The sequence below is a fragment of the Niallia sp. MER 6 genome (genome assembly GCF_023714395.1).
In the GTDB taxonomy this organism is placed as follows: domain Bacteria; phylum Bacillota; class Bacilli; order Bacillales; family Cytobacillaceae; genus Niallia.
Window position 1 is genome coordinate 263,966 of sequence record NZ_JAMAUK010000004.1, and the last position, 21,708, is coordinate 285,673.

Sequence of the window (21,708 nt, forward strand, 5' to 3'; positions counted from 1 at the left end):
CTATATATAGTCATGGATTATCTATATAGTAGAAATTGTAATGGTGAGTTTCACCTTACAGGAGAACAGGCTTTTTATTTTTCATTTAATTTTTTCTCACATAGGGCGTATACATAATTGCAATGATGGCAGGTGTTTAACATGAATCATACAGCAAGGCTGGGAATATTTTTAGGAGCCGCAGGCATATTCGTGTATGTTTTTAATTTTTTTATTACCGTTAAGGGCGGAATTATTGGACAGCTTAGCTTAATTATAAGTCTTTGTGTGATATTTATCGGCTTTGTCATCTTCTTTGAAAACAGGCATCCTACACAAACACTGACATGGCTTGTTGTTCTTGGCAGTTTTCCCGTTGTCGGCTTTATATTTTATCTCCTGTTTGGACGTAATTATCGAAAAGAAAGAATTTATCGTAAAAAGTATTTTCTTGATAAACAGGCATTTTTGCGAATTGAAAGAGAAATTGGCACTGGAACAGAAGAAAGGCAAAAGGAAATGGATCTTCATCAGCAAAATTTGTTCCGGCTAGCAGAAAAAATCGGCAACAGCCCCATTTCATTCGGCACTTCTTCCACTATCCTCACAAATGGAGATGAAACGTTTTCCTCCATATTAGCTGAGTTGAAAAAAGCAGAGCATCATATTCACCTTGAATACTATATCGTGAGGCATGACGACATTGGCCAGCAAATAAAGGATGTCCTAATCGAGAAAGCGAACCAAGGGGTGAAAATAAGATTCCTTTACGATGCAGTCGGATCATGGCAGCTTTCGAAGCGCTATATTAATGAAATGCGGCAAGCTGGAATTGAGATTGTTGCATTTGGTCCAGTTAAATTTCCGGTACTTAACAGCAAGTTTAACTTTCGCAATCACAGGAAAATTATCGTTATTGATGGAAATATCGGATTTGTCGGTGGACTCAATATAGGTGATGAATACCTAGGGAAAAATCAGTCGATTGGCTTTTGGAGGGACACGCACCTTTTGGTGAAAGGAGAAGCGGTCCGGTCGCTACAGCTGATATTTTTGCAGGATTGGTATTATATGACGAATAGCAGCTTTTTGACAAATGATTATCTAACACCGATTACGGAAGAAAACACACATGGCGGGGTGCAGCTGATTGCCGGCGGTCCTGACAATGAATGGAGTGTCATCAAAAGTATCTTTTTTTCGATGATGACATCTGCAACGAAATCAATCTGGATTGCAAGCCCTTATTTTATTCCTGATGAGGACATCCTTTCTGCCATTAAGATTGCTTCATTGAGCGGCATTGATGTACGCATCCTTGTTCCTAATAAGCCGGATAAGCGCATTGTATTTCATGCATCCCGATCGTATTTTCCTGAGCTGCTTGAGGCAGGTGTGCGTATTTATGAGTATGAAAAAGGCTTTATGCACAGCAAGCTGTTAATCGTAGATAATGAAATAGCTTCCATAGGGACATGCAATATGGATATGCGCAGCTTCCACTTAAACTTTGAAGTAAGCGCCTTTTTATACAAAACCCACAGCACTAAAAAGCTGGCAGATATCTATTTGAAGGATTTGGAAGATGCTGTGCAGCTTGAAATAGATTCATTCGGGAAAAGACATGTCGGTTTCCGCATCCTCGAATCAACATCAAGGCTTCTATCTCCCCTTTTATAAGGGAGGAGCCTTCAGTTGTTTTGTGATTAATTGTAAAATTTCATTTTTCAAAGGAGCGTGGCAGTCTATTGTTTACTGCGTTAAATAAGGACGGAAGCATCGTTTGCGCCTTGGATTTTAAAGAGAAAAAGGAGCTTCAGGCAGAAAAAAGAAACAGCATATTCTATTGTCCAGCATGCCGAAGTGTGGTTGTGTTAAAGAACGGAGAGAAAAGGCTGCCTCATTTTGCTCACCGTAAGGATGTATCCTGCAGTGGAAGCAGTGAGCAGGAATCATCTTATCATTTGCACGGAAAGCTGCAGATTTATAATGGATTGAAGGATTTAGGATTAAATCCAGTACTAGAGCCGTATTTTCCGTCCATTAAGCAAAGAGGAGATATTGGGGTCATGTGGGACAATTCTTATTATGTCATAGAATTTCAATGTTCTTCCATACCAGTGTCCTGCTTGCAAAAACGGACAAAGCAATATCGAAAAGAAAAGTACCAGCCGATCTGGATATTAGGTTATAAAAATGTGAAACGTTCTAAGAGCTTCTCCCGATTTTCTGCTTTTCAATCCTCATTCCTTGTTCCATTTAAGGGCAAATATATCCTCCCAGCTTACTGTCCATACCAAAAATCCTTCTATATTATGGATAACCCGATTCCCATTTCTAAAGAGAAATTTATTACCTCTATTAACAAGCTTCCACTAGCTGCTGTCACCCTCCGTGAACAAACAATAAATCTTAGCAGCAATTTTCCATACAGTGATTGGCAATCTGCCATTCAAAAACAAAAGAATAACCATATACATTATCATTCAAACGAGAATGACCGCTTTTTGCGATATCTCTACAAAAGTGGTTTGCATCCGCATGTTATACCGCCATTCATTGGCATTCCCTTGAAAGAAGGAATTAAACTGTTAACTCCTCCTTTAATCTGGCAGGCATATTTGTATATTGACTGTTTTCTGCCAGCTAGAAAAATTGTTTCTCTTCATAAAGTTTATGATGCTTTTCTAAGCAGAATAAAAAGGGGGGACATCACAGTCCGCAATCTTCCCAATATTATAGACAGTAATTGGAGGAATACAGTTAATGATTACTTAACAGTGCTTGTGAAAATGAAGGTGATAGAAGAGATTCGGCCAGATTTTTTTACAAGCAGTGAGGAAGCTTGCCTTAGCTCAGACTCCCTGGCAAAACACGAGGAGGATTTTTATTTAAGGTTAAAAGGAGGGAGTTTACAATAATAATAGCCAAACGGAAAAATCATTAATGAAATACAGCAAAGCTACATATGATAAGCTTAGTAAATCACAAAAGTTTAAAAATGAGCAGGAATTTAGTTATAATAGATAGAAAATATCGGGTAGGAAAATTTTTTCGAAATCCGAAGGAAAGATTGGAGGATTTACATGTCTAATGAAACAACTGTAAAAAAACTGCCTTTACGTAATGAAGTTCCAACGGAAGACACATGGAGACTGGAAGACATCTTCGCATCTGATGATGACTGGAATAAAGAATTTGAAGAGGTGACGGCCCTCTCGAAAAAAGCAGGGGACTATCAAGGAAAGCTTGCAGAAAGTGCGGATGTTTTGTACGAAGCGCTTCAATATCAGGATACGCTTTTAAGCCGTTTAGGTAAATTATATACATATGCACATATGCGATATGATCAGGATACAACAAATGGCTTTTATCAAGGCCTGGACAGTCGGATAAAAAATTTATATGCACAAAGTGCGAGTGAACTCGCATACATTGTCCCAGAACTTCTATCTATTGATGAAGCAATCATAAAGGGTTTTCTTGAGGAGAAGGAAGAATTGCGCCTGTACGAACAATCATTGGAGGAAATTAACCTTCAGCGTCCGCATGTTCTTTCAGCAGATCAAGAAGCACTTCTTGCCCAAGCATCTGAAGTATTGGATGCATCTAGCAATACATTCGGCATGCTTAATAATGCGGATATAGAATTCCCGAGCATTAAAGATGAGAATGGGGAAGATGTGGAAGTTACACATGGCCGCTATTCACGCTTTTTGGAAAGTGCAGATCAACGTGTGCGTCATGATGCGTTTAAAGCGGTTTATGATACGTATGGGAAATTCAAAAATACGTTTTCATCTACATTATCCGGAACAGTAAAAAACCATACATTTAATGCAAGAGTGCGAAATTATAAATCAGCACGGCATGCAGCTCTTGCTGCTAACAATATTCCTGAACAGGTATATGAAAACCTTGTGGAAACAATCAATGAGTATTTACCATTGCTGCATCGTTATGTAAAGCTTCGTAAAAAGGTACTTGGTCTTGAGAAGCTTCATATGTATGACTTGTATACTCCGCTTGTTAAGGATGTGAAAATGGAGATCAGCTATCAAGAAGCTACTGAACATATCCTTAAAGGACTTGCACCGCTAGGAGAGGAGTATTTATCCATTCTGAAAGAAGGCTTTGAAAACCGATGGGTTGACGTTCACGAGAACAAAGGGAAAAGAAGCGGAGCTTATTCATCAGGAACATACGGCACCAATCCATATATCCTAATGAACTGGCAGGATAATGTGAATAACCTGTTTACTTTGGCTCATGAATTCGGACATTCTGTTCACAGCTATTATACAAGAAAATCACAGCCGTACCCGTATGGAAATTATTCGATTTTTGTCGCAGAGGTTGCGTCTACATGCAATGAAGCATTGCTGAACGATTATATGCTAAAAACAATCACAGATGAACAAGAGCGCTTATACTTGCTGAACCATTATTTAGAAGGCTTCAGAGGTACTGTATTCCGTCAGACTATGTTCGCAGAGTTTGAGCACCTTATTCATGAAAAGGCGCAAAATAACGAAGCATTGACAGCTGATTTATTTACTTCCGAGTACTATGCGCTAAACAAAAAGTATTACGGCGAGGAAGATATCATTATTGATGAGGAAATCGGCTTAGAATGGTCAAGAATTCCTCACTTCTATTATGATTACTATGTGTACCAATACGCGACAGGCTACAGTGCAGCAACAGCTTTAAGCAAACAAATTCTTGAAGAAGGCAAGCCGGCAGTGGATCGCTATATTGATTTCTTGAAAGCTGGAAGCTCCGACTATCCAATTGAAGTGCTGAAAAAAGCTGGAGTTGATATGACAAGCAAGGACCCAATCAGAGAGGCTTGCAAAGTATTTGAACAAAAGCTCAACGAAATGGAAAGTCTGCTTTCTTAATGTTTAAGGCATGCGGCTATTTAGCCGCATGCCTTTTTACTTATGAAATCCTTTAAACTTCTTGCGATTGTTCATAAACGACAAAAATAGAAAGAGCGCGATAAACAAAAGCGGTGAGCTTATATAAAGGGGGATTATATGCATAAGCCCGAGAATATTCAAAAAGAATGCAAACAAGATGCAAAGCAGCAGGGATACAGGGATAATTGCCTTCATGTTAACTCATCTCCTTTCATTAAGATCAATGCTAGCCTGTCAATAATGTATGTTTCTACATCATTAGTTATGAAAGTTTGTCTATTTTGTGAACAAATATACAAACTTATTGATAAGGATAATGATAATATGATATTATTATGTTGTGAAATTAATCACAAACAAACTTATACCCCTTTGTTTGACCGTGAAAAATTTCTCCCATCCCCTTTGTTAATTAATAAAAAAAGGCCTTGCCTTGAGACAGCAAGCCCTTTTTTTATGTCATCATTTATTTATCCAATATATTTCCAAAACATTCCATACTTTGCAGGAATCTGCTCTACTAACTGTTTAAGCTGCAGCTTTTTCATTTCCTTTTCCATCTCTTGGATAGACTTGTTATAAACAACGGAAAGCTCTTTAGAAGCAACAAGGTTAAAGCATTTTAAGAAAGATTCCAATGGGGGAGGATCTGCTTTTTCTGGGACGATTTGAAGCATTTCCTCAATAATTTGTACATATACCTCATAAGGATAATAGCCAGTAACCTTTATTCCTTCCTCCTCAATGTTTTCGTTAAAGAAAACCAATGTCGGGATTTCGGAAACTTCCATTTCAGAAGTAATTTTTAAATCGCATTGGAAAGCTTTCGCAGCACTTGTTGAGTGAATATCGGAAATAAACTCAACAACATCCAAGCCGACGCTTGCCGCACAATTTTTCAGCACGTCAAATGTAGCAATATTTTGCTTTTCAAGAAAGAGCATTTCTTGCAGTTTTCTTAAAAAACGGATGCCGCATTTACGGCCTTGTAATTCAGCTGCTTTTAATGCGATTGAAGCCAAATATGGAGAGACAATGGGATTTTCGAACCAGAGCGAACCGTCGCATGACATTCCTGTTCTGCTCGCTGTTTGTTCCCAAAGTTCAGCGATATTTTCGTATTTCTTCTTTTTATTCATGTTTAATGTGGCTAATCTTCCGCTCAAAACATGCTTTAAGGAAAAATACTGGCCGTATTCAATCTGAAGCTTTTTAATGATAGGCTCTAAAGCCCAACATTCAGGACATAAAGGATCGACAAACATGTATATTTCAAGGGGTTTGCTATCAGGGCAATTGTCATCGGCTGTTTTCGGGATGGATGTAGACAAATCTTTTTCAATCATGTTTAATCACCTTTATCTTTAGTTTTCCTCCGAATTAATCATGTGTTTTGCTGTCAAAGCAAGTCTTGAAAAAAGTCCTTCACGAATGGAGTCGTCTAGCTCAACTTCATCCATTGCTTCACTCATACAGGACAGCCATGCTTTTGCACGCTTTTCCGTAATGGGAAACGGCAAATGCCGGGCCCTAAGCATAGGATGGCCGTGTTCTTCTGTGTATATTTGCGGCCCTCCTAAATATTGTGTAAGAAACTGCTTTTGTTTTCTTGCAGTTTCTGTTAAATCATCTGGAAAGATAGGAGCTAAATCGGGGTGTTTGCCAACACGCTCATAAAATGCGTCAACAAGATTGCTAAGCGTTTTTTCCCCAATAACATCATATGGAGTAGGCATTTTATTGACCATCTTTAAAACTCCTTTTTGTTTGAAATAATAGGACTTTCAGGAAAAGAATATGAATTATTCCTTTTTATAAGATAAAAAATCACTTAATGCTATTTTACCAATGGTCTTTTCATTGTACAAATAAATAGCTTGTAAAACTTTATTATCACATTTTCCGGTTTATGCCTGTTTAATTTACAGCGTCATTTTTTCATAAAAAAATATCCACTAACAAGTACCGGATAAAAGTGTAAGAAAGCAGGCCGGTGAATGTCGGCCTGCAAGTAAAATTGTTATGCTGTATAATGCTGTGTCACTTTTGCGACATAGTTTTGTGTTTCTTTAAATGGAGGAATTCCTCCATATTTGTTTACATTGCCTGGTCCTGCATTATATGCAGCTAGAGCAAGGCTGACATCGCCATCATACTTTGTAAGCATTTGCTTCAAGTACTTAGTGCCTCCCATAATGTTCTGCTCAGGATCATAAGTGTTATTAACTCCCAAACCTCTGGCAGTTGCAGGCATCAATTGCATTAAGCCTGATGCGCCGGCATAGCTTGTCGCGTTTGGATTAAAGTTGGATTCCACTTTAATAACAGAACTGATCAGTTTTTCAGGAACACCGTATTTAGCAGCAGCCTTTTGAATAATATCATCAAAATCTCCATTGCTGCTCGAATCACTTTTCGCTAATTTAGTTAAGCTGATAGGAAGCAGGGAGCTTGTTGCACTTGTCTGCATTAGATTTGAGCTGGCTGCACTACTAATGCCGGCGTAGCTGCCTAGTGTATTCTGCATGATGCTGTCAGCAGCACCTGTCCCGCTCGATGAAAAACTGCCGAGCAGTTCTTGAAATAAATTATTTGAAGAAGAGCTGTCAGCAGTTCCTGCAGTTGACATGTTCTGTAATGCTTGCAATTCAAATAAAACTTTTAATTGATCTATTTTCATGTAGTTCCTCCATATGACTGGTAAACTGAGTTATCTATTTAAATTCCGTTCTTATATTTTTGCTCGTAAAATCTTCTAACTTTATTTTTGGTCTTTCTTACAGGTATTTGAAAGGATTGAAGGAGCTGTTGGAAATATGCCTGTCCTTCTTTTCTATCGCTTACTTCATATTCTAACTCATAATCTTCTATATTTAAATAAAAACTGTGATCGAAAACTAGTAAACCATTTCCAGTTTCTTTTTCTGCTCGGATAGTAGTGAGAGAACCAAAATAATGAATCTTTTCTGGTGCAATACCTAAGGCCAGCAAAAGTGCTGCAAACTGTTCATCCAAAATTCGGCCTGTCTGAATCATTTCCTCGCCAGCTTCTGCAGACAGCTGCTTGTTCGTTTCAAGCAGCCCGTCCTCATGGGGCTGCTTTAACGTCAACTCGTAGCCAGCCTGTTTTTTGCGGATTCGCAGTGCAGAGCTGCGTTCTTTCAAGGCGAAATCTGCCGTGTCAAAATAATGGTTTTCTTGTTTAAATAACTCATTTTCTTTGACTTGATAATGTTCAAGCAAATTGGTGTATTCTTCTTTAGTCAGCATATTTTTAAATTCTATTTCAATGTTTTTCTCCATCATCCAAATTCCTTTCCCGGCTGTTTAACTTTTATGCCTTAAACGGTCTTAAGGCAAGGTTCTAATAGATATTATCTCTTTGTTTGTTTCTGACTGCAATGTTTAGGATAAATTTATCCAATGTGGTAAAATAGTGCATAGTTGGAGGGTGAAAAAATGAAAGAAAAACTACAAGTGCTAAACGCAGAAATGACTGAATCTAATTTAATCTTGAAAGTGGAAGAAAGCTATCCGGTTAACGAGCTTTCTGCAAAGGGGCAGATCTTAGTTGATTCTGACGCTTTCGCCTTTATATATTTAGCTGAAAAAGGGGATCAGTACGTATATATTGTACTCGGCAAAGATATTTGGCCGAGCTTAAAGAAAGGCTTAGAGGCCGAATTACCGGTGTATTTGTCAAACGGACAGAATAACCTTGAATTGGCTGAATGGAAAGAGGAAATGGAATACTTAATTGATAATATTGAAGGCAACGGCAATTATGGAGAAGAGATGGAGGCTAGTGTAACAGCCGTTTTTTCATAATATAAACCGACGTACATAATAGAAGAAACCTATTTAAAATGGGGTGTTATATATGCAGTGGGAGCAATTTTTAGCCCCTTATAAACAAGCGGTTGATGAACTGAAAGTTAAGTTAAAGGGCATGAGGAGACAGTTTGAGCATGAAGAGGAGCATTCTCCGATTGAATTTGTCACAGGAAGAGTAAAGCCGATTGCAAGCATTCTTGATAAGGCCAATGAAAAGGGTATACCTTTAGACAAATTAGGAACAGAAATGCAGGATATTGCCGGCTTGCGTATGATGTGTCCGTTTGTGGACGATATTATAAGAGTAGTAGAATTATTAAGGGCTCGCAATGATTTTGAAATTGTGGAGGAAAGAGACTATATTCTCCACCGAAAAGAGAGCGGCTACCGTTCCTATCATGTCGTTATTAGCTATCCGGTGCAAACAATCAACGGAGAGAAAAAACTCCTGATGGAAATACAGATTAGGACGCTTGCCATGAACTTTTGGGCAACGATTGAACATTCGCTTAACTATAAATATAAAGGGCAATTCCCGAAGGACATCCAAATGAGACTTCAAGGAGCTGCCGAAGCTGCATTCCGCCTGGATAAGGAAATGTCGCTGATCCGAGGGGAGATTCAGGAAGCACAAGCCTTTTTTAATCGAAAAAAGGAGCAGAAAGACAGGAAAAAATGATGGAAATCATTTCAAAGAGGAGCTAATCGAAAATGAAATTTGCCGTAACCTCAAAAGGTGATTCAAAGTCGGATAATTTAGTACAGCGGTTAAAGCAATATTTATTGGATTTTGAGCTGGAGTATGAGGAGGAAGAGCCAGATATCGTCATTTCAGTCGGCGGTGACGGCACGCTTTTATATGCATTCCACCGCTACAGCAGCCGCTTGGATAAAACCGCATTTGTCGGTGTTCACACAGGCCATCTCGGCTTTTATGCAGACTGGACGCCTGATGAAATTGAAAAGCTTGTTATTGCTATTGCTAAAACACCATACAGTGTAGTCGAATATCCATTGCTTGAAGTGACTGTTCAGTATCAGGATGAAGATAAGGAAACACGATATCTTGCCTTGAATGAATCTACTGTAAAAAGCATTGACGGCACATTTGTTATGGATGTAGAAATCAGAGGAGAGCATTTTGAACGGTTTAGAGGAGATGGACTATGTGTATCTACTCCTTCCGGCAGCACGGCGTACAATAAGGCTTTAGGGGGAGCGCTGCTGCACCCGTCTATCAGAGCCATTCAATTGGCTGAAATGGCTTCTATTAATAACCGTGTTTTCCGGACAGTCGGCTCACCGCTCATCATTCCTGAGCATCATACTTGTGTGCTGAGACCTGTCAATGAGCCTGATTTTCGCATCTCCATCGATCATTTGACATTATTGCATAAAAAGGTTAAATCGATTCATTATCGAGTTGCCGAAGAAAAAATACGGTTTGCGAGATATCGGTCATTCCCTTTCTGGAAAAGGGTTCATGACTCTTTCATCTCAGAATAGAATTAGGAGTGCAAGGCATGTGACATTTAAGCTAGACTGGGTTATGGAAGAAGACGGGAAGATAATGCTGAAGGAGTTTCTGAAAGAAAGGTCCATCTCTAAGTCTGCTCTGACGGATATCAAGTTCAAGGGCGGCAGGATTACTGTCAATGAGGTGGAGCAGAATGTCCGTTATATGGTGAAAAGAGGCGATCGGATTTCAGTATTATTCCCTGTTGAGAAGCCGAGTGAGGGCTTGCTTCCCGAAGAAATACCGCTGAACATTATATATGAAGATGACTATCTTCTTATCGTGGAAAAGCCGAGCGGGATGAACACCATTCCTTCAAGAGAGCACCCTTCCGGCAGCCTTGCGAATGCTGTTTTCGGCTACTATGTGAAAAAAGGCATTGCAGCAACAACACATATTGTCACGAGGCTTGATAGAGATACATCGGGGATGGTCCTTATTGCGAAGCATCGTCATGTTCATCATCTTTTGAGTGAACAACAGAAGGCCCGCTTGGTCAAACGACATTATACAGCGTTAGCAGAAGGGCTGTTCTCCAATAAGAGCGGCACCATCAATGCGCCTATCGGCAGGTGTGGAGACAGCATCATTAAAAGGGAAGTAAGAGAGGACGGGCAGACAGCCATTACTCATTACAACGTGCTAACTCAGCTGTCTGATTTTGCCGCTGTTGAGCTGTCTTTAGAGACTGGCAGAACACATCAGATTCGTGTACATATGTCTTATATAAGCCATCCATTAATTGGAGATGATTTATATGGCGGTTCACGCTATAAGTTAGGAAGGCAGGCGCTGCACTGCTCAAGACTTGCTTTTATCCATCCAATCACACAGCAGGAAATGGAATTTTCCATCAGCCTTCCTGAGGATATGAAAAGGTTATTTACATTAAATAAACAGGCTGGGACATAAATTTGTAAATTTGCATAAAAACCGAACTATTTTTATTATTTATTGATAAAAAGTTTGGTTTTTTATGTTTTCGTTTAAATAAAATAATAAATAATCTTAGTGGAATGGAGCGGAGGACACTCGACTCCTGCGGGAAATAGAGGAAAGGCTATAGACCCCGCAGGCGAAGACGAGGAGGCTCAGCTTCCTCCCCGCGGAAAGCGAGTGGGACGAGAGCGCAATGAAACGAACTAATTTTAAAGCCATATTCTATTTTTATTGTTTCAAAGTTAGATGAAATTTTATTATTCTTGTTTAGATAGGCTTATTTTGTTGTGCCATCCCCTTTATTTATGCTAATCAAATGTCCGGAATTTCTCTGCTATATAAGGCATTGCAGAAGAAACCGATTGAACAGTCATTTCAGGGTAGCTTAGTGCGGATAAATGTCCACCAAAAACAGCTCCTGTATCAATATTATAAGTATTGTTAATGGCACGCACCTCTTTAACAGGAGTATGTCCGTAGACAATCGCTGCTTTTCCTGTATAAGATTTAGCCCAATCCCGTCGGACTGGTGAACCGTCAGGATGGCTTTCTCCCGTAATATCACCATAAAGAACGAATGTTTTTACCTTCTCAGAATGCTTGCCAATATAATCTTCCTTAATCCCTGCATGGGCAATAACTAACTTTCCACCATCAAGTACATGGTATAAAGGAGAATGATCATACAGCTTCATGAACTTGTTTTTGATAATTTCCCTGTCCTTTTTTTTCAAGCTCTCCAATTCTTCTACTGTTGTTTCCAATCCATGCTTAATTTGCACCTTTCTTCCTAAAAAATAACGGTAAAGCTTGTTGCAGTGATTTCCTGGCACATAATATCCAAGTTTTTTTTCAATAAGTGTGCAAACAACCTCTATCACACGCAGAGAGTTAGGACCTCTGTCTGTTAAATCCCCGACAAAGGCAAGCAATCTGTTCTCTTGATGAACGGGATAGCCTAAATCCCATGTATAGCCAAGCTTTTTTGTTAATGCTTGCAGTTCTTCATAACAGCCGTGTATATCACCGATGATATCCAGTTTCATATTTGTCCTCCCAATTCAATCCTTCGTACCAATTATCTTTTGTAGGGAAACAAAATATTATAAGGTCACAATCTAAAGTTTTACATGTAAAAGAATGGGGAATATATATTAGCTGTCTCCTGTTTCCTTTAGGTTGTTTGTAAAGGTATCATAATTTTTTTATTGGAAATTAGTGAGATGGACGACAAACTCTAAGAGATTTGTTAGTATAGAGAGAAACTTTTGAAAGGAGTATGTTTTGAAAGAGATAACGAGCAGCTATGAAGAAAAACTAGAAGAAATCCTCCATTCTTTACAAAATGAAAACTTACAAACATTCAGAGAAGCATTTTTAGAGCTGCATCCATATGATCAAGCTTCATTTTTTAAGGAATTGGAGAAAGTAGAACAAGAGAGTGTATTTCATTTTTTATCACCTGAGGAGATTGCAGAGTTATTTGAGCATCTCGATATGGAAGACCATGATTACCAGGAGCTGTTTGCAAGACTGCTGCCTTCCTATGTGGCTGACATATTCACACATATGTCAGCAGATGATGCAGCAGATATCCTCATCGCTTTGGAAAAGCAGCAAGCACTTAGTTATATCGCCCTTATGCCGCTTGAAGAGGCAAGCAATGTCAAGGCACTAATGGATTATGAGGAGGAAACTGCAGGGAGCATCATGACACTTGAATATGTCAGCCTGTATTCTCATATGACAGTTCATGCTGCAATGGCCTTGCTTAAAGCGGAAGCACCTAATGCGGAGACAATTTACTATATTTATGTAGTGGATGAACAGAAGCATCTTGTCGGAGTAGTATCCTTAAGGAATTTAATCGTAAGTGATGACAGTACAGTGATTGCTGACATTATGAATGACAGTATCTACTCTGTTTCTGTCACTCAAACCCGTGAGGAAGCAGCAAGGAAGATGCGGGATTATGACTTTCTTGCATTGCCTGTCATTGATTTTCAAGGGAGGCTGCTCGGCATCATCACGATTGATGACATTGTCGATGTATTGGAGGAAGAAGCAACTGATGATTATTCAAAGCTTGCGGCTGTTTCTAATATGGACTATGTTGATCAACATCCCGTTTCTGCTGCAAAAAAACGATTGCCGTGGCTGATTATCCTGTTGTTCTTAGGAATGTTTACGGCAAGCTTAATCGGCAGGTTTGAGGAGACGTTAAACAAGGTTTCTATCCTTGCTGTTTTCATTCCCTTGATTGCAGGGATGGCAGGAAACACTGGGACACAGGCACTCGCAGTTGCAGTGCGGGGCATTGCGACAGGAAACCTGGAGAAGGAAAGCAAGTTCAAGCTGATCATGCGCGAAGCGGGAACAGGACTAATAACAGGTGGAGTCTGTGGAATACTTGTAACATTGGTCGTTTATATTTGGAAAGGCAATATTTTTTTAGGGCTTTTAGTTGGTGCATCTATTTTAGGAACACTAATTGTAGCGACAATTGCAGGTTCTATAATCCCTCTATTGATGAATAAATTAAAAATTGATCCTGCCGTTGCATCTGGACCATTTATTACAACTTTAAATGATATTATCAGTATCCTCATTTATTTTGGAATGGCAACGATGTTTATGGGATTGTTGACCAGTTAAGTTATTTTAGAAAGAAAAAAGCAGTTATCAAGGAGGAAATAAAATGGAACACGGCGCTTCTGTAATGTCCTTAATGATTGTAATCATTGTGGCATTATTGACACCGATTATTTTGCACCGCCTAAAGCTAAATGTTATTCCTGTCGTGGTTGCAGAAATTATCATGGGGCTTATTATTGGAAAAAGCGGTTTTAATCTTGTCGAGCAGGATACTTGGCTGGAGACTTTATCAACATTAGGCTTTATTTTTCTAATGTTCTTAAGCGGGCTGGAGATAGATTTTAAATCTTTTTCCAGCAATAAAAAAAGAGAGACACTGCCGAATGGGAGGCTTGAACCGAAGCCGTTCTCAACATCTGTCATCATCTTTGCCGCTATTTTTGCGTTATCGGTTATTTTGAGTTATCTGTTTGTCCTTGCAGGCTTTGTAGATAGTATTTTCTTAATGACTATCATCATTTCTACTATTTCACTTGGTGTGGTTGTGCCAACATTAAAAGAAGCAAATATCATGAAAACGGCAATAGGGCAAATCATCCTGCTTATAGCAGTCATTGCTGATTTAGCGACAATGATATTGCTGGCAGTTTTTGCTTCGATTCATGAAAGCGGCGGTAACACTTGGCTGTTACTAATCCTATTTGCAGCAGGGGTGTTATTATATTTTGCAGGCAGACGCTTCAAAAACAAAAACACTTCAGATTCGATGTCAAGAGGAACAGTGCAAATCGGAACAAGGGCAGTGTTCGCATTAATTATTTTCTTAGTAGCGCTGTCTGAAACTGTCGGTGCAGAAAATATTCTTGGTGCTTTCTTAGCAGGGGTGCTTGTGTCGCTCTTGTCCCCGAATGAAGAGCTTGTGCATCAATTAGATTCCTTTGGCTATGGCTTTTTAATTCCAATATTTTTTGTAATGATTGGTGTTGACATGGATTTATGGTCACTATTTACAGATCCTATGCTTCTTTTATTTATACCGCTCTTATTGCTTGCTTTGCTAGCAAGCAAGATGCTGCCTATTTACTATTTGAAAAAATGGTATGATAACAGGACAATAGTAGCATCAGGGTTTTTATTAACATCGACATTGTCTCTAGTAATTGCAGCTGCAGCGATTGGGGAAAGAATGAATATAATAACCTCGCAGATGAGCGGGATATTTATTCTTGTAGCAATTATTTCCTGTATTATCACACCGATTGTTTTCAAAAAACTTTTCCCAAAGGAAACAGCAGGAGAAAGGGCAGTAAATATTTCAATCATCGGTGTGAATCAGATTACTATGCAGCTATACCAAGAGTTAAAATCCCCTTACTATAAGGTGGAATTCTATCATAAAAAACAAGAAAAACATGATCTGCAAATTGCAAATTCTCTGTTTGAAATCACAGAGCTGGACAATTATACCGAGGAAGTTATCAAGGCTACAAACATTTCGGCAGCGGACATTGTAGTAGTTTCTACTGGCGATAGCAGTGAGAATGAAAGAATGAGTCTTTTATTAAAGCAGGCAGGGATTGATAGGGTTATTTGCAGAATGGAAGATCTCGATAAAGAGGCCTCTTTGCAAAAGGAAGGAATTGAAGTGTTTTCATCCTTTACATCAACTAAAGCACTGCTAAAAGCGATGATTCAATCTCCGAGCATCCTTGCTTTGTTAGGGAATAATGAAACATCTTTACATGAAATTACAATTAAGAACAAGGGGTTTGAGGGAATGACATTAAGAAAGTTCCCGTTCACTGGAGATGTTATTTTTGTACGAATCTTCCGTGGAAGAGATTCCGTTATTCCCCATGGAGACACCGAGCTGCAGCTACATGACCATTTAATTGTAACTGGTTCTGAAGAATATGTCAGGGAGCTGAAAAAAAACCTAGAACGTGAGTACTAAGTGGCAACGGAAAAATAAGCCAAATGACTACAGTAACAGCACTTTTCTTTTTGAAGATAGTATAGTAAAATTAGTACTAGGTACTAATAACTTGTAATATAATTTAGGAGGATAAATTATGAGCTTTTCATTAAAGGGCAAAACCTATGTTGTAATGGGTGTTGCGAACAAAAGAAGCATTGCATGGGGGATTGCTACATCTCTTCATAAAGCAGGTGCCCGTCTAGTATTCACATATGCTGGAGAAAGACTGGAGAAAAGTGTTCGTGATCTTGTAGCAACACTTGAAGCAAGTGACAGCATCGTTTTGCCATGTGATGTTACGAATGACCAGGATATCGCACAGTGCTTCCAAACGATCAAAAACGAAGTTGGAACTATTCATGGAATTGCTCATTGCATCGCTTTTGCAAACAAGGAAGAATTGCAAGGGGATTACATGAATACAACAAGAGAAGGCTTCTTGCTTGCGCATAATATCAGCTCTTATTCTTTGACTGCTGTAGCGAAGGAAGCTAAAGGTTTGATGACAGAAGGCGGAAGCATTGTTACATTAACATATCTTGGTGGAGAACGTGCTATTAGAAACTATAATGTTATGGGTGTTGCAAAAGCTTCACTTGATGCAAGTGTCCGTTATTTAGCATCTGATTTAGGCAAGGACGGCATCCGTGTTAACTCTATTTCAGCAGGTCCGATTCGCACACTTTCTGCAAAAGGTATCAGTGACTTTAACTCAATCTTGAAAGAGATTGAAGAACGCTCACCGCTAAGAAGAACAACAACACCTGATGAAGTGGGAGATACGGCTGTATTCTTGTTCAGTGATATGGCAAGAGGAATTACAGGCGAAAACATCCACGTAGATTCAGGCTTCCATATTATTTCATAAGCAATAAATAAGCGCTGACCTAAAATGGGTCAGCGTTTTTTGTTTTGCAGAATAGAGCAGCACCATGATGAATATCTTTTTTAAAGAAATACCTGACACAAACTCCTTGATTAACATTAAAGCATGCCCCAGCATAGATTAAGATGAAGTAGGCAAAAAAACCTGCTGTATATTATGTATTAGGAGGTGACTTTAACTTTATGAGGAAAAAAACAGCAAGAAAAGCTTCACCTCTCTTGTTTCAGCATACTCCTTTTCCTGCTGAAAACATGCAAAGCACATTCTCTGCTCGTAAAGCGCAAACACGTAAGCGAAGAGAGGAAATAGAAAACGCAGCATTGCAGGCTGCTAAAACTAAAACAGAAAAACAAACCGATAAAGAGCATATCGGTATGATTGAGTCTCCAGGGGCTGTTCGGGATAAAATACATGACTACAATGTAGAGCAGGCGGAACAACAAGAAAGCCAAGAACGGAAACCTGCATTCCGCAGGCTGAAAAGCTTTAGGGAGATGGGGATAGAGGAAAGGCTGACATATCTTTTTAACTTTCCGAAACAGCTTCCTCCTGTTGCATGTATCCTGACGGTTGAAGAAAACCAGCAAATAAGAGGATTTATAACTGGCAAAGATGACAAGAAAGTGTCAGTAAAGTTGATGGATGGCGAGGAAATCTCCCTTTTTACGAAGAAAATTACAGATGTTAGAATGGTCGGTATTTAAGCATCGGCTCAGGAAAAAAACGCACTGTTAAAAGTGCGTTTTTTTTTGCACTTATGTAGCTTTCTTTAGTCTAGGGAATTAAAGAAAAGGGAGCCAGCACCTATTACCAGTAATAATAGGGAATAGGCAACAAGAGCAATTTGCGTAGAATGATTTGCTTTGTGGAAAATCTTTATCAACACTCTCACCTCCGAAGTAAGATAAGATGAAGTTTCCTATATTGCAAAAAAAATAAACAACCAGCCATATAAAATGACTGGTTGTAGGGTGTAAATTACGCTTATATTAATCACAGATGTCTAAATCAACGTCAGCAATGCATTGTACGGCACAGAAGCATTTCAAGTCAACTGTAATGCAGTCGCTTGTGCGACGGAATCCATCCACTTCACAGACTTTGCCAAGGTCAATGCCTTTTGGTCCTGTGATATCAAGTGTTTCTCTGCCAGAGTGAGTGTTAGTAATTGGTGCAAGCACTCTCAATACTGCACAGCAGTTGTCAAACACATCTTCTACGCGGAAGAAGATAGACACACATGCACAGTCATCTCCTCTGAAGAAAGCATGGAAAGGTGATCCGTCAGCTGTTTTTAGAACAAATACACGAGTATCTGCTTTACTGCGTTTTGTTGGGGAAACAAGTGAACCTAGTGGCTCAGAAAAGCAGTTTGTTTCACATTCGCAGTTGTCTTCTGCACTATCTTGAATATCTTTAATGGCGCGAACCACTTCGCAAACACAGCTAGAAGTACCGAAAACATCATCTTTTTTTCCACAACCCATAATTGATTTCCTCCTTGTTTGTTTCTTTCTTTGTGATACTACACTACTAACATATTGCCAAAGACCGTTATGGGTTACGGACAAACGCCTTTTTTCTTGAAATTTAGGCATATGCCCAAATTTCCAAGTGTGTTTAGATGTCTGTCATGAAAATAGGCACTGAAAGACTGCTTTCTTCATATTAGTGTGTGTATAGAGGAGGGTAATAAAAGTGAATATAGAGTGGATAGAACTGCTGCTGTTAGTGTTAGCCACATTTCGCCTGACTAGATTATTAGTGTTTGACCGCATAACGGAATTCCTTCGCATGTTAGTGCTTGATGAAAAGCTTGAAAAAAATGAAAATGGTGAAGATGAGATATATTATGTTCCAAAGGACGGTTTGGTTAGAGGCTTTTTAGGGGAATTGATTAGCTGTTATTGGTGTACTGGAGTTTGGTCAACTGGCTTTCTTGTCCTATTGTATTATTTCCTTCCAAGCATTTGCACACCAGTTGTACTGATACTTGCCATTGCAGGGGCTGCTTCTATAATCGAGGCTATCGTGCAGAAATTGACGGAATAACATTGAAATTCATTTTCTATATTTAGGCTAGTTGTTTACACATAGACAAAAAGAGCCTCATACAATATGGTAGACATATTCTAATGTCATTCTAAAAAAACGGGAGTGCTTGTAATGATGAAAAAACTGACAAAAAAAGAAGAAGCACCTGCTGCTATTTCCCGGAAAAAAAAGGTGAAAAAGAAAGGCTGCGGCTGTGGGAAAAAAGTTAAAACAAATGGCTAAAAGCCAAGAAAGAAGAGCGGATCTGCCGTTCTTTTTTTTGTCTTTACAAAAATTGGGGCTGTATGCTTCCTTTTTTTTTTCATAAAAAACAGTAAAAACGAAAAAAATAAACAAAGGAAAAACATACATCTTTTACATAGGAAGGGACAAATATGACACATCAAAAACGTTTTTTTGTATTTTTTATTTTCATGTGCTTTCTTCTGGCCGGTTGTGAAGAATCATCTCCTTCCAGCCGGACCGCTTTATTCAAAAGGGTTGATCCTGCTCCATTAACAGTTACCAAAAATCCAGATCAGCTTGAACAAATATTAGTGCGTCAAGTAAAAGATGAAGCAAGTTCGGTTAAATCCATCTATGACGTAGCGGTGATTAAAGGCCAAAAGGAAATTCTGGTTGCTTATAAAGTAAAGCATATGTCCAGGTTTAGAATGAAGGGCATTGAGAGTGACTTGAACAAAATCTTAAGTGATAAGTTTCCCGACCATACATTCACTGTATCAAGTGACTATAAGATATTTCTAGAAGCGATAAGGCTTGGGGATAAGATGAAGAATGCCGATTACAGTGAAAAAAATGCGGATAAGCGGCTTAAGCAAATAATCAATCTCACCAATGAACTAACATAAGGAGAAGGTATTAATGGCGAAGAAAAAGAAAACACCACAGCAAAAACAGTATGAACAATTAGAGAAAAAATACGAAACGAAAAGACCAGTAGTAAAGAACTGCATAAAGGCTTTTTTTGTCGGAGGCTTTATTTGTATGCTCGGACAGCTGCTGTCTTTTATGTATATTTATTTTTTCCACTTTACAGAGCAAACTTCCGGAAACCCTACAAGTGCCACAATCATATTCCTGTCTATGCTGCTCACCGGATTTGGCATTTATGACCGGCTTGGCCAGTTTGCCGGAGCTGGAAGTGCAGTGCCGGTTTCAGGGTTCGGGAACAGCATTATTTCTGCGGCAATAGAGCATCGGACCGAAGGCTTTGTATTAGGTGTAGGAGGAAATATCTTCAAATTAGCAGGCTCCGTTATTTTATTTGGTGTCTTTGCTGCCTTTGTTGTTGCTTTAATTAAAACGCTTATTCTAATGGCCAGGGGGGTTATGTAATTGCTTAAAGGAAAACAGTCATGGCTTTTTGACAATCATCCTGTCATACAGTCTACAGGTGTAGCAGGCGGTCCATTTGAAGGGAACGGAAACTTAGCGAAGGATTTTGATATTTTGCATGAAGACTTATGGATGGGCAAGACATCTTATGAGCAAGCGCATAGAGTGCTTTTGGAGGAAGCAACAGAGACTGCTTTAAAAAAAAGCGGACTGTCTGCAGAGGATGCCCAATTTTTTATTGCAGGCGACCTTATCAATCAAATCACACCAACCAGCTTTGCTGCCCGTGACCTGAAAGTGCCTTATTTCGGCTTGTTTGGCGCTTGTTCTACCTCGATGGAGGGGCTGGCAATGTCTTCTTTTATAATCAACTACAAAGGTGCTAAGAATATCCTTACAGGTGCTTCGAGCCATAACGCAGCTGTTGAAAAGCAGTTCCGCTATCCAACAGAATATGGCGGTCAAAAGCCGCCGACAGCACAATGGACTGTCACAGGCGCAGGCGTTGCTTTGTTAACAGAAAATGACGGAACGCATGAAAATTGCCCGTACACGACGTCAGCAACAATAGGAAGAGTAATGGATATGGGTTTAATTGATCCATTTAATATGGGCGGGGCAATGGCTCCAGCTGCTGCTGATACTATTTGTGCCCATTTCAATGACTTAGGTGTTGATGCATCTCATTATGATTTAATTGTTACTGGTGATTTGGGTAAAATTGGCAGAGATTCTGCACTCGCACTTCTTGAGGAAAAAGGAATTCATATTGATAAAAATAAATTTAATGACTGCGGTTTACTTATCTATAAAGCTGATCAGCCAGTCCAATCAGGCGCTAGCGGTCCTGGATGTTCTGCGACTGTATTATACGGTCACTTGTTGAACGAAATGAAAAGAGGTGTTTATAAGCGGATACTTGTCGTGGCGACAGGTGCATTGTTATCTCCGCTTACGGTTCAGCAGGGAGAATCTATTCCATGTATTGCTCATGCAGTATCAATCGAAATATAGAAGGGAGGAAATTGAGTATGCTGCCAATGTTTTTTTGGGCATTTGTAATAGGAGGCTTGATTTGTGTAATTGGCCAGCTAATGTTTGATGTGGCCAAGCGTACACCAGCACATACTTTAACGACTTTAGTTGTGGCAGGTGCTATATTAGATGGACTAGGTCTGTATGAGCCGTTTGCCGACTTTGCCGGTGCTGGTGCAACTATTCCTATTACGAGCTTCGGTAACGCACTGGTTCATGGTGCTATGCAAGAAGCAGAGACACATGGGTTAATTGGGGTACTCACAGGAATGTTTGAGGTTACCAGCTCAGGAATTTCAGCCGCAATCGTCTTCGGTTTTATTGGCGCTTTAATTTTTAAACCAAAGGGTTAAGAATTCTTCCGTTTCATCCGCTAATAGTCAATCGTACAAATTCACATAGCTTAGGAGCTTGCCTATACACAATACCTCAATTTCCATATGCTATTAAAGAATAAAGGAGAAGTGAGGTGAAGGTGTATGTGTTTCGGCGGATATGGATATGGAGGCGGCGGCTATAGCGGCGGCGGTTATGGTTCTTCATTTGCTTTGATCGTTGTACTTTTCATTCTATTGATTATTGTTGGAGCTAGCTTCTACGCTTAATAATTAGTAAATGAACGAAAGGA

At 39.3% G+C, this 21,708-nt stretch carries 24 protein-coding genes; 17 read left to right on the forward strand and 7 right to left on the reverse strand.

Annotation, left to right across the window (positions count from 1 at the left end; genetic code table 11):
• Positions 1-141 precede the first annotated feature (141 nt).
• The 3 genes from cls to pepF all read left to right on the forward strand — a co-directional run bounded on the left by cls (position 142) and on the right by pepF (position 4,883).
• Positions 142-1,659 (forward strand): cardiolipin synthase, encoded by a 1,518-nt coding sequence (gene cls, locus M3600_RS08230; RefSeq protein WP_233316727.1) that lies wholly within the window; start codon positions 142-144, stop codon positions 1,657-1,659.
• Positions 1,660-1,727: 68 nt separating this feature from the next.
• The gene (locus tag M3600_RS08235) at positions 1,728-2,900 is read left to right on the forward strand and encodes a competence protein CoiA (RefSeq protein ID WP_251645329.1); all 1,173 of its coding nucleotides are present in this window, start codon (positions 1,728-1,730) and stop codon (positions 2,898-2,900) included.
• Positions 2,901-3,065: 165 nt separating this feature from the next.
• Positions 3,066-4,883 (forward strand): oligoendopeptidase F, encoded by a 1,818-nt coding sequence (gene pepF, locus M3600_RS08240; RefSeq protein ID WP_237940956.1) that lies wholly within the window; start codon positions 3,066-3,068, stop codon positions 4,881-4,883.
• Positions 4,884-4,919: 36 nt separating this feature from the next.
• Here the strand turns inward: pepF and M3600_RS08245 are convergent, their stop codons facing one another.
• From M3600_RS08245 to M3600_RS08265, 5 genes are all read right to left on the reverse strand, one after another.
• Positions 4,920-5,099 carry a hypothetical protein gene (locus tag M3600_RS08245; protein ID WP_233316730.1) on the reverse strand — a complete coding sequence of 60 codons (180 nt, stop codon included), beginning with the start codon at positions 5,097-5,099 and terminating at the stop codon, positions 4,920-4,922.
• Between the two features lie 275 nt (positions 5,100-5,374).
• Complete coding sequence (locus tag M3600_RS08250; protein WP_233316731.1) at positions 5,375-6,250, reverse strand: ClpXP adapter SpxH family protein; 876 nt, start codon at positions 6,248-6,250, stop codon at positions 5,375-5,377.
• Positions 6,251-6,268: 18 nt separating this feature from the next.
• A complete protein-coding gene (locus tag M3600_RS08255; RefSeq protein WP_233316732.1) occupies positions 6,269-6,652 on the reverse strand; it encodes a globin domain-containing protein in 384 nt (127 codons plus the stop codon).
• Positions 6,653-6,924: 272 nt separating this feature from the next.
• Complete coding sequence (locus tag M3600_RS08260) at positions 6,925-7,584, reverse strand: lytic transglycosylase domain-containing protein (RefSeq protein ID WP_237940958.1); 660 nt, start codon at positions 7,582-7,584, stop codon at positions 6,925-6,927.
• Between the two features lie 38 nt (positions 7,585-7,622).
• Positions 7,623-8,207 (reverse strand): CYTH domain-containing protein, encoded by a 585-nt coding sequence (locus M3600_RS08265; RefSeq protein ID WP_233316808.1) that lies wholly within the window; start codon positions 8,205-8,207, stop codon positions 7,623-7,625.
• Between the two features lie 156 nt (positions 8,208-8,363).
• Here M3600_RS08265 and M3600_RS08270 point away from each other — a divergent pair, with 156 nt between their 5' ends.
• Genes M3600_RS08270 through M3600_RS08285 form a run of 4 tightly spaced genes read left to right on the forward strand, consistent with a single transcriptional unit; the run spans position 8,364 to position 11,166 of the window.
• Positions 8,364-8,732, forward strand: a complete 369-nt coding sequence (locus M3600_RS08270; RefSeq protein WP_233316733.1) for a UPF0738 family protein — start codon at positions 8,364-8,366, stop codon at positions 8,730-8,732.
• A gap of 52 nt (positions 8,733-8,784) precedes the next feature.
• Positions 8,785-9,417, forward strand: coding sequence for a GTP diphosphokinase (yjbM, locus tag M3600_RS08275; protein WP_245399842.1), 633 nt, complete (start codon positions 8,785-8,787; stop codon positions 9,415-9,417).
• A 32-nt stretch (positions 9,418-9,449) separates the two neighbouring features.
• Positions 9,450-10,244, forward strand: a complete 795-nt coding sequence (locus M3600_RS08280; RefSeq protein ID WP_233316735.1) for an NAD kinase — start codon at positions 9,450-9,452, stop codon at positions 10,242-10,244.
• On the forward strand, positions 10,222-11,166 hold the full coding sequence (locus M3600_RS08285; protein WP_396953791.1) for an RluA family pseudouridine synthase: 945 nt from the start codon (positions 10,222-10,224) through the stop codon (positions 11,164-11,166). Before M3600_RS08280 ends, M3600_RS08285 begins: the two co-directional genes overlap by 23 nt.
• A 335-nt stretch (positions 11,167-11,501) precedes the next feature.
• Here the strand turns inward: M3600_RS08285 and prpE are convergent, their stop codons facing one another.
• Complete coding sequence (gene prpE / locus M3600_RS08290; protein ID WP_251645331.1) at positions 11,502-12,239, reverse strand: bis(5'-nucleosyl)-tetraphosphatase PrpE; 738 nt, start codon at positions 12,237-12,239, stop codon at positions 11,502-11,504.
• Positions 12,240-12,486: 247 nt separating this feature from the next.
• Here prpE and mgtE point away from each other — a divergent pair, with 247 nt between their 5' ends.
• The 4 genes from mgtE to M3600_RS08310 all read left to right on the forward strand — a co-directional run bounded on the left by mgtE (position 12,487) and on the right by M3600_RS08310 (position 17,356).
• Positions 12,487-13,848 (forward strand): magnesium transporter, encoded by a 1,362-nt coding sequence (gene mgtE, locus M3600_RS08295; RefSeq protein ID WP_396953797.1) that lies wholly within the window; start codon positions 12,487-12,489, stop codon positions 13,846-13,848.
• Positions 13,849-13,891: 43 nt separating this feature from the next.
• Positions 13,892-15,742 (forward strand): monovalent cation:proton antiporter family protein, encoded by a 1,851-nt coding sequence (locus tag M3600_RS08300; protein ID WP_251645336.1) that lies wholly within the window; start codon positions 13,892-13,894, stop codon positions 15,740-15,742.
• Between the two features lie 118 nt (positions 15,743-15,860).
• Positions 15,861-16,634 carry an enoyl-ACP reductase FabI gene (gene fabI / locus M3600_RS08305; protein WP_233316740.1) on the forward strand — a complete coding sequence of 258 codons (774 nt, stop codon included), beginning with the start codon at positions 15,861-15,863 and terminating at the stop codon, positions 16,632-16,634.
• A 200-nt stretch (positions 16,635-16,834) separates the two neighbouring features.
• Positions 16,835-17,356 carry a CotO family spore coat protein gene (locus tag M3600_RS08310; RefSeq protein WP_233316741.1) on the forward strand — a complete coding sequence of 174 codons (522 nt, stop codon included), beginning with the start codon at positions 16,835-16,837 and terminating at the stop codon, positions 17,354-17,356.
• A 285-nt stretch (positions 17,357-17,641) separates the two neighbouring features.
• On the opposite strand, the gene M3600_RS08315 is transcribed toward M3600_RS08310, so the two are convergent.
• Positions 17,642-18,139: a CotY/CotZ family spore coat protein gene (locus tag M3600_RS08315; RefSeq protein WP_233316742.1), complete on the reverse strand. Its 498-nt coding sequence runs from the start codon at positions 18,137-18,139 to the stop codon at positions 17,642-17,644.
• A 211-nt stretch (positions 18,140-18,350) separates the two neighbouring features.
• Here M3600_RS08315 and M3600_RS08320 point away from each other — a divergent pair, with 211 nt between their 5' ends.
• The 6 genes from M3600_RS08320 (at position 18,351) to M3600_RS08345 (ending at position 21,685) form a co-directional block, all read left to right on the forward strand.
• Positions 18,351-18,704 carry a DUF1360 domain-containing protein gene (locus M3600_RS08320; RefSeq protein ID WP_237940967.1) on the forward strand — a complete coding sequence of 118 codons (354 nt, stop codon included), beginning with the start codon at positions 18,351-18,353 and terminating at the stop codon, positions 18,702-18,704.
• A 377-nt stretch (positions 18,705-19,081) separates the two neighbouring features.
• Positions 19,082-19,558 carry a sporulation protein gene (locus tag M3600_RS08325; protein WP_233316744.1) on the forward strand — a complete coding sequence of 159 codons (477 nt, stop codon included), beginning with the start codon at positions 19,082-19,084 and terminating at the stop codon, positions 19,556-19,558.
• 13 nt (positions 19,559-19,571) lie between these two features.
• Positions 19,572-20,045, forward strand: coding sequence for a stage V sporulation protein AC (spoVAC, locus tag M3600_RS08330; protein ID WP_233316745.1), 474 nt, complete (start codon positions 19,572-19,574; stop codon positions 20,043-20,045).
• A complete protein-coding gene (gene spoVAD / locus M3600_RS08335) occupies positions 20,046-21,059 on the forward strand; it encodes a stage V sporulation protein AD (RefSeq protein ID WP_237940969.1) in 1,014 nt (337 codons plus the stop codon).
• Positions 21,060-21,076: 17 nt separating this feature from the next.
• A complete protein-coding gene (gene spoVAE, locus M3600_RS08340) occupies positions 21,077-21,433 on the forward strand; it encodes a stage V sporulation protein AE (RefSeq protein WP_233316747.1) in 357 nt (118 codons plus the stop codon).
• 126 nt (positions 21,434-21,559) lie between these two features.
• Positions 21,560-21,685: a YjcZ family sporulation protein gene (locus M3600_RS08345; protein ID WP_233316748.1), complete on the forward strand. Its 126-nt coding sequence runs from the start codon at positions 21,560-21,562 to the stop codon at positions 21,683-21,685.
• Positions 21,686-21,708 lie beyond the last annotated feature (23 nt).

What these genes read in the sequence shown, in the direction of transcription:
- M3600_RS08345 (WP_233316748.1), top strand. Translation starts at nt 21,560, where the DNA reads ATGTGTTTCGGCGGATATGGATATGGAGGCGGCGGCTATAGCGGCGGC.
- M3600_RS08260 (WP_237940958.1), bottom strand. Translation starts at nt 7,584, where the DNA reads ATGAAAATAGATCAATTAAAAGTTTTATTTGAATTGCAAGCATTACAG.
- M3600_RS08265 (WP_233316808.1), bottom strand. Translation starts at nt 8,207, where the DNA reads ATGGAGAAAAACATTGAAATAGAATTTAAAAATATGCTGACTAAAGAA.
- yjbM (WP_245399842.1), top strand. Translation starts at nt 8,785, where the DNA reads ATGCAGTGGGAGCAATTTTTAGCCCCTTATAAACAAGCGGTTGATGAA.
- M3600_RS08285 (WP_396953791.1), top strand. Translation starts at nt 10,222, where the DNA reads ATGACTCTTTCATCTCAGAATAGAATTAGGAGTGCAAGGCATGTGACA.
- prpE (WP_251645331.1), bottom strand. Translation starts at nt 12,239, where the DNA reads ATGAAACTGGATATCATCGGTGATATACACGGCTGTTATGAAGAACTG.
- M3600_RS08310 (WP_233316741.1), top strand. Translation starts at nt 16,835, where the DNA reads ATGAGGAAAAAAACAGCAAGAAAAGCTTCACCTCTCTTGTTTCAGCAT.
- M3600_RS08255 (WP_233316732.1), bottom strand. Translation starts at nt 6,652, where the DNA reads ATGGTCAATAAAATGCCTACTCCATATGATGTTATTGGGGAAAAAACG.
- fabI (WP_233316740.1), top strand. Translation starts at nt 15,861, where the DNA reads ATGAGCTTTTCATTAAAGGGCAAAACCTATGTTGTAATGGGTGTTGCG.
- spoVAC (WP_233316745.1), top strand. Translation starts at nt 19,572, where the DNA reads ATGGCGAAGAAAAAGAAAACACCACAGCAAAAACAGTATGAACAATTA.
- M3600_RS08325 (WP_233316744.1), top strand. Translation starts at nt 19,082, where the DNA reads ATGACACATCAAAAACGTTTTTTTGTATTTTTTATTTTCATGTGCTTT.
- M3600_RS08300 (WP_251645336.1), top strand. Translation starts at nt 13,892, where the DNA reads ATGGAACACGGCGCTTCTGTAATGTCCTTAATGATTGTAATCATTGTG.
- M3600_RS08315 (WP_233316742.1), bottom strand. Translation starts at nt 18,139, where the DNA reads ATGGGTTGTGGAAAAAAAGATGATGTTTTCGGTACTTCTAGCTGTGTT.
- pepF (WP_237940956.1), top strand. Translation starts at nt 3,066, where the DNA reads ATGTCTAATGAAACAACTGTAAAAAAACTGCCTTTACGTAATGAAGTT.
- spoVAE (WP_233316747.1), top strand. Translation starts at nt 21,077, where the DNA reads ATGCTGCCAATGTTTTTTTGGGCATTTGTAATAGGAGGCTTGATTTGT.
- M3600_RS08270 (WP_233316733.1), top strand. Translation starts at nt 8,364, where the DNA reads ATGAAAGAAAAACTACAAGTGCTAAACGCAGAAATGACTGAATCTAAT.
- M3600_RS08250 (WP_233316731.1), bottom strand. Translation starts at nt 6,250, where the DNA reads ATGATTGAAAAAGATTTGTCTACATCCATCCCGAAAACAGCCGATGAC.
- cls (WP_233316727.1), top strand. Translation starts at nt 142, where the DNA reads ATGAATCATACAGCAAGGCTGGGAATATTTTTAGGAGCCGCAGGCATA.
- M3600_RS08280 (WP_233316735.1), top strand. Translation starts at nt 9,450, where the DNA reads ATGAAATTTGCCGTAACCTCAAAAGGTGATTCAAAGTCGGATAATTTA.
- M3600_RS08245 (WP_233316730.1), bottom strand. Translation starts at nt 5,099, where the DNA reads ATGAAGGCAATTATCCCTGTATCCCTGCTGCTTTGCATCTTGTTTGCA.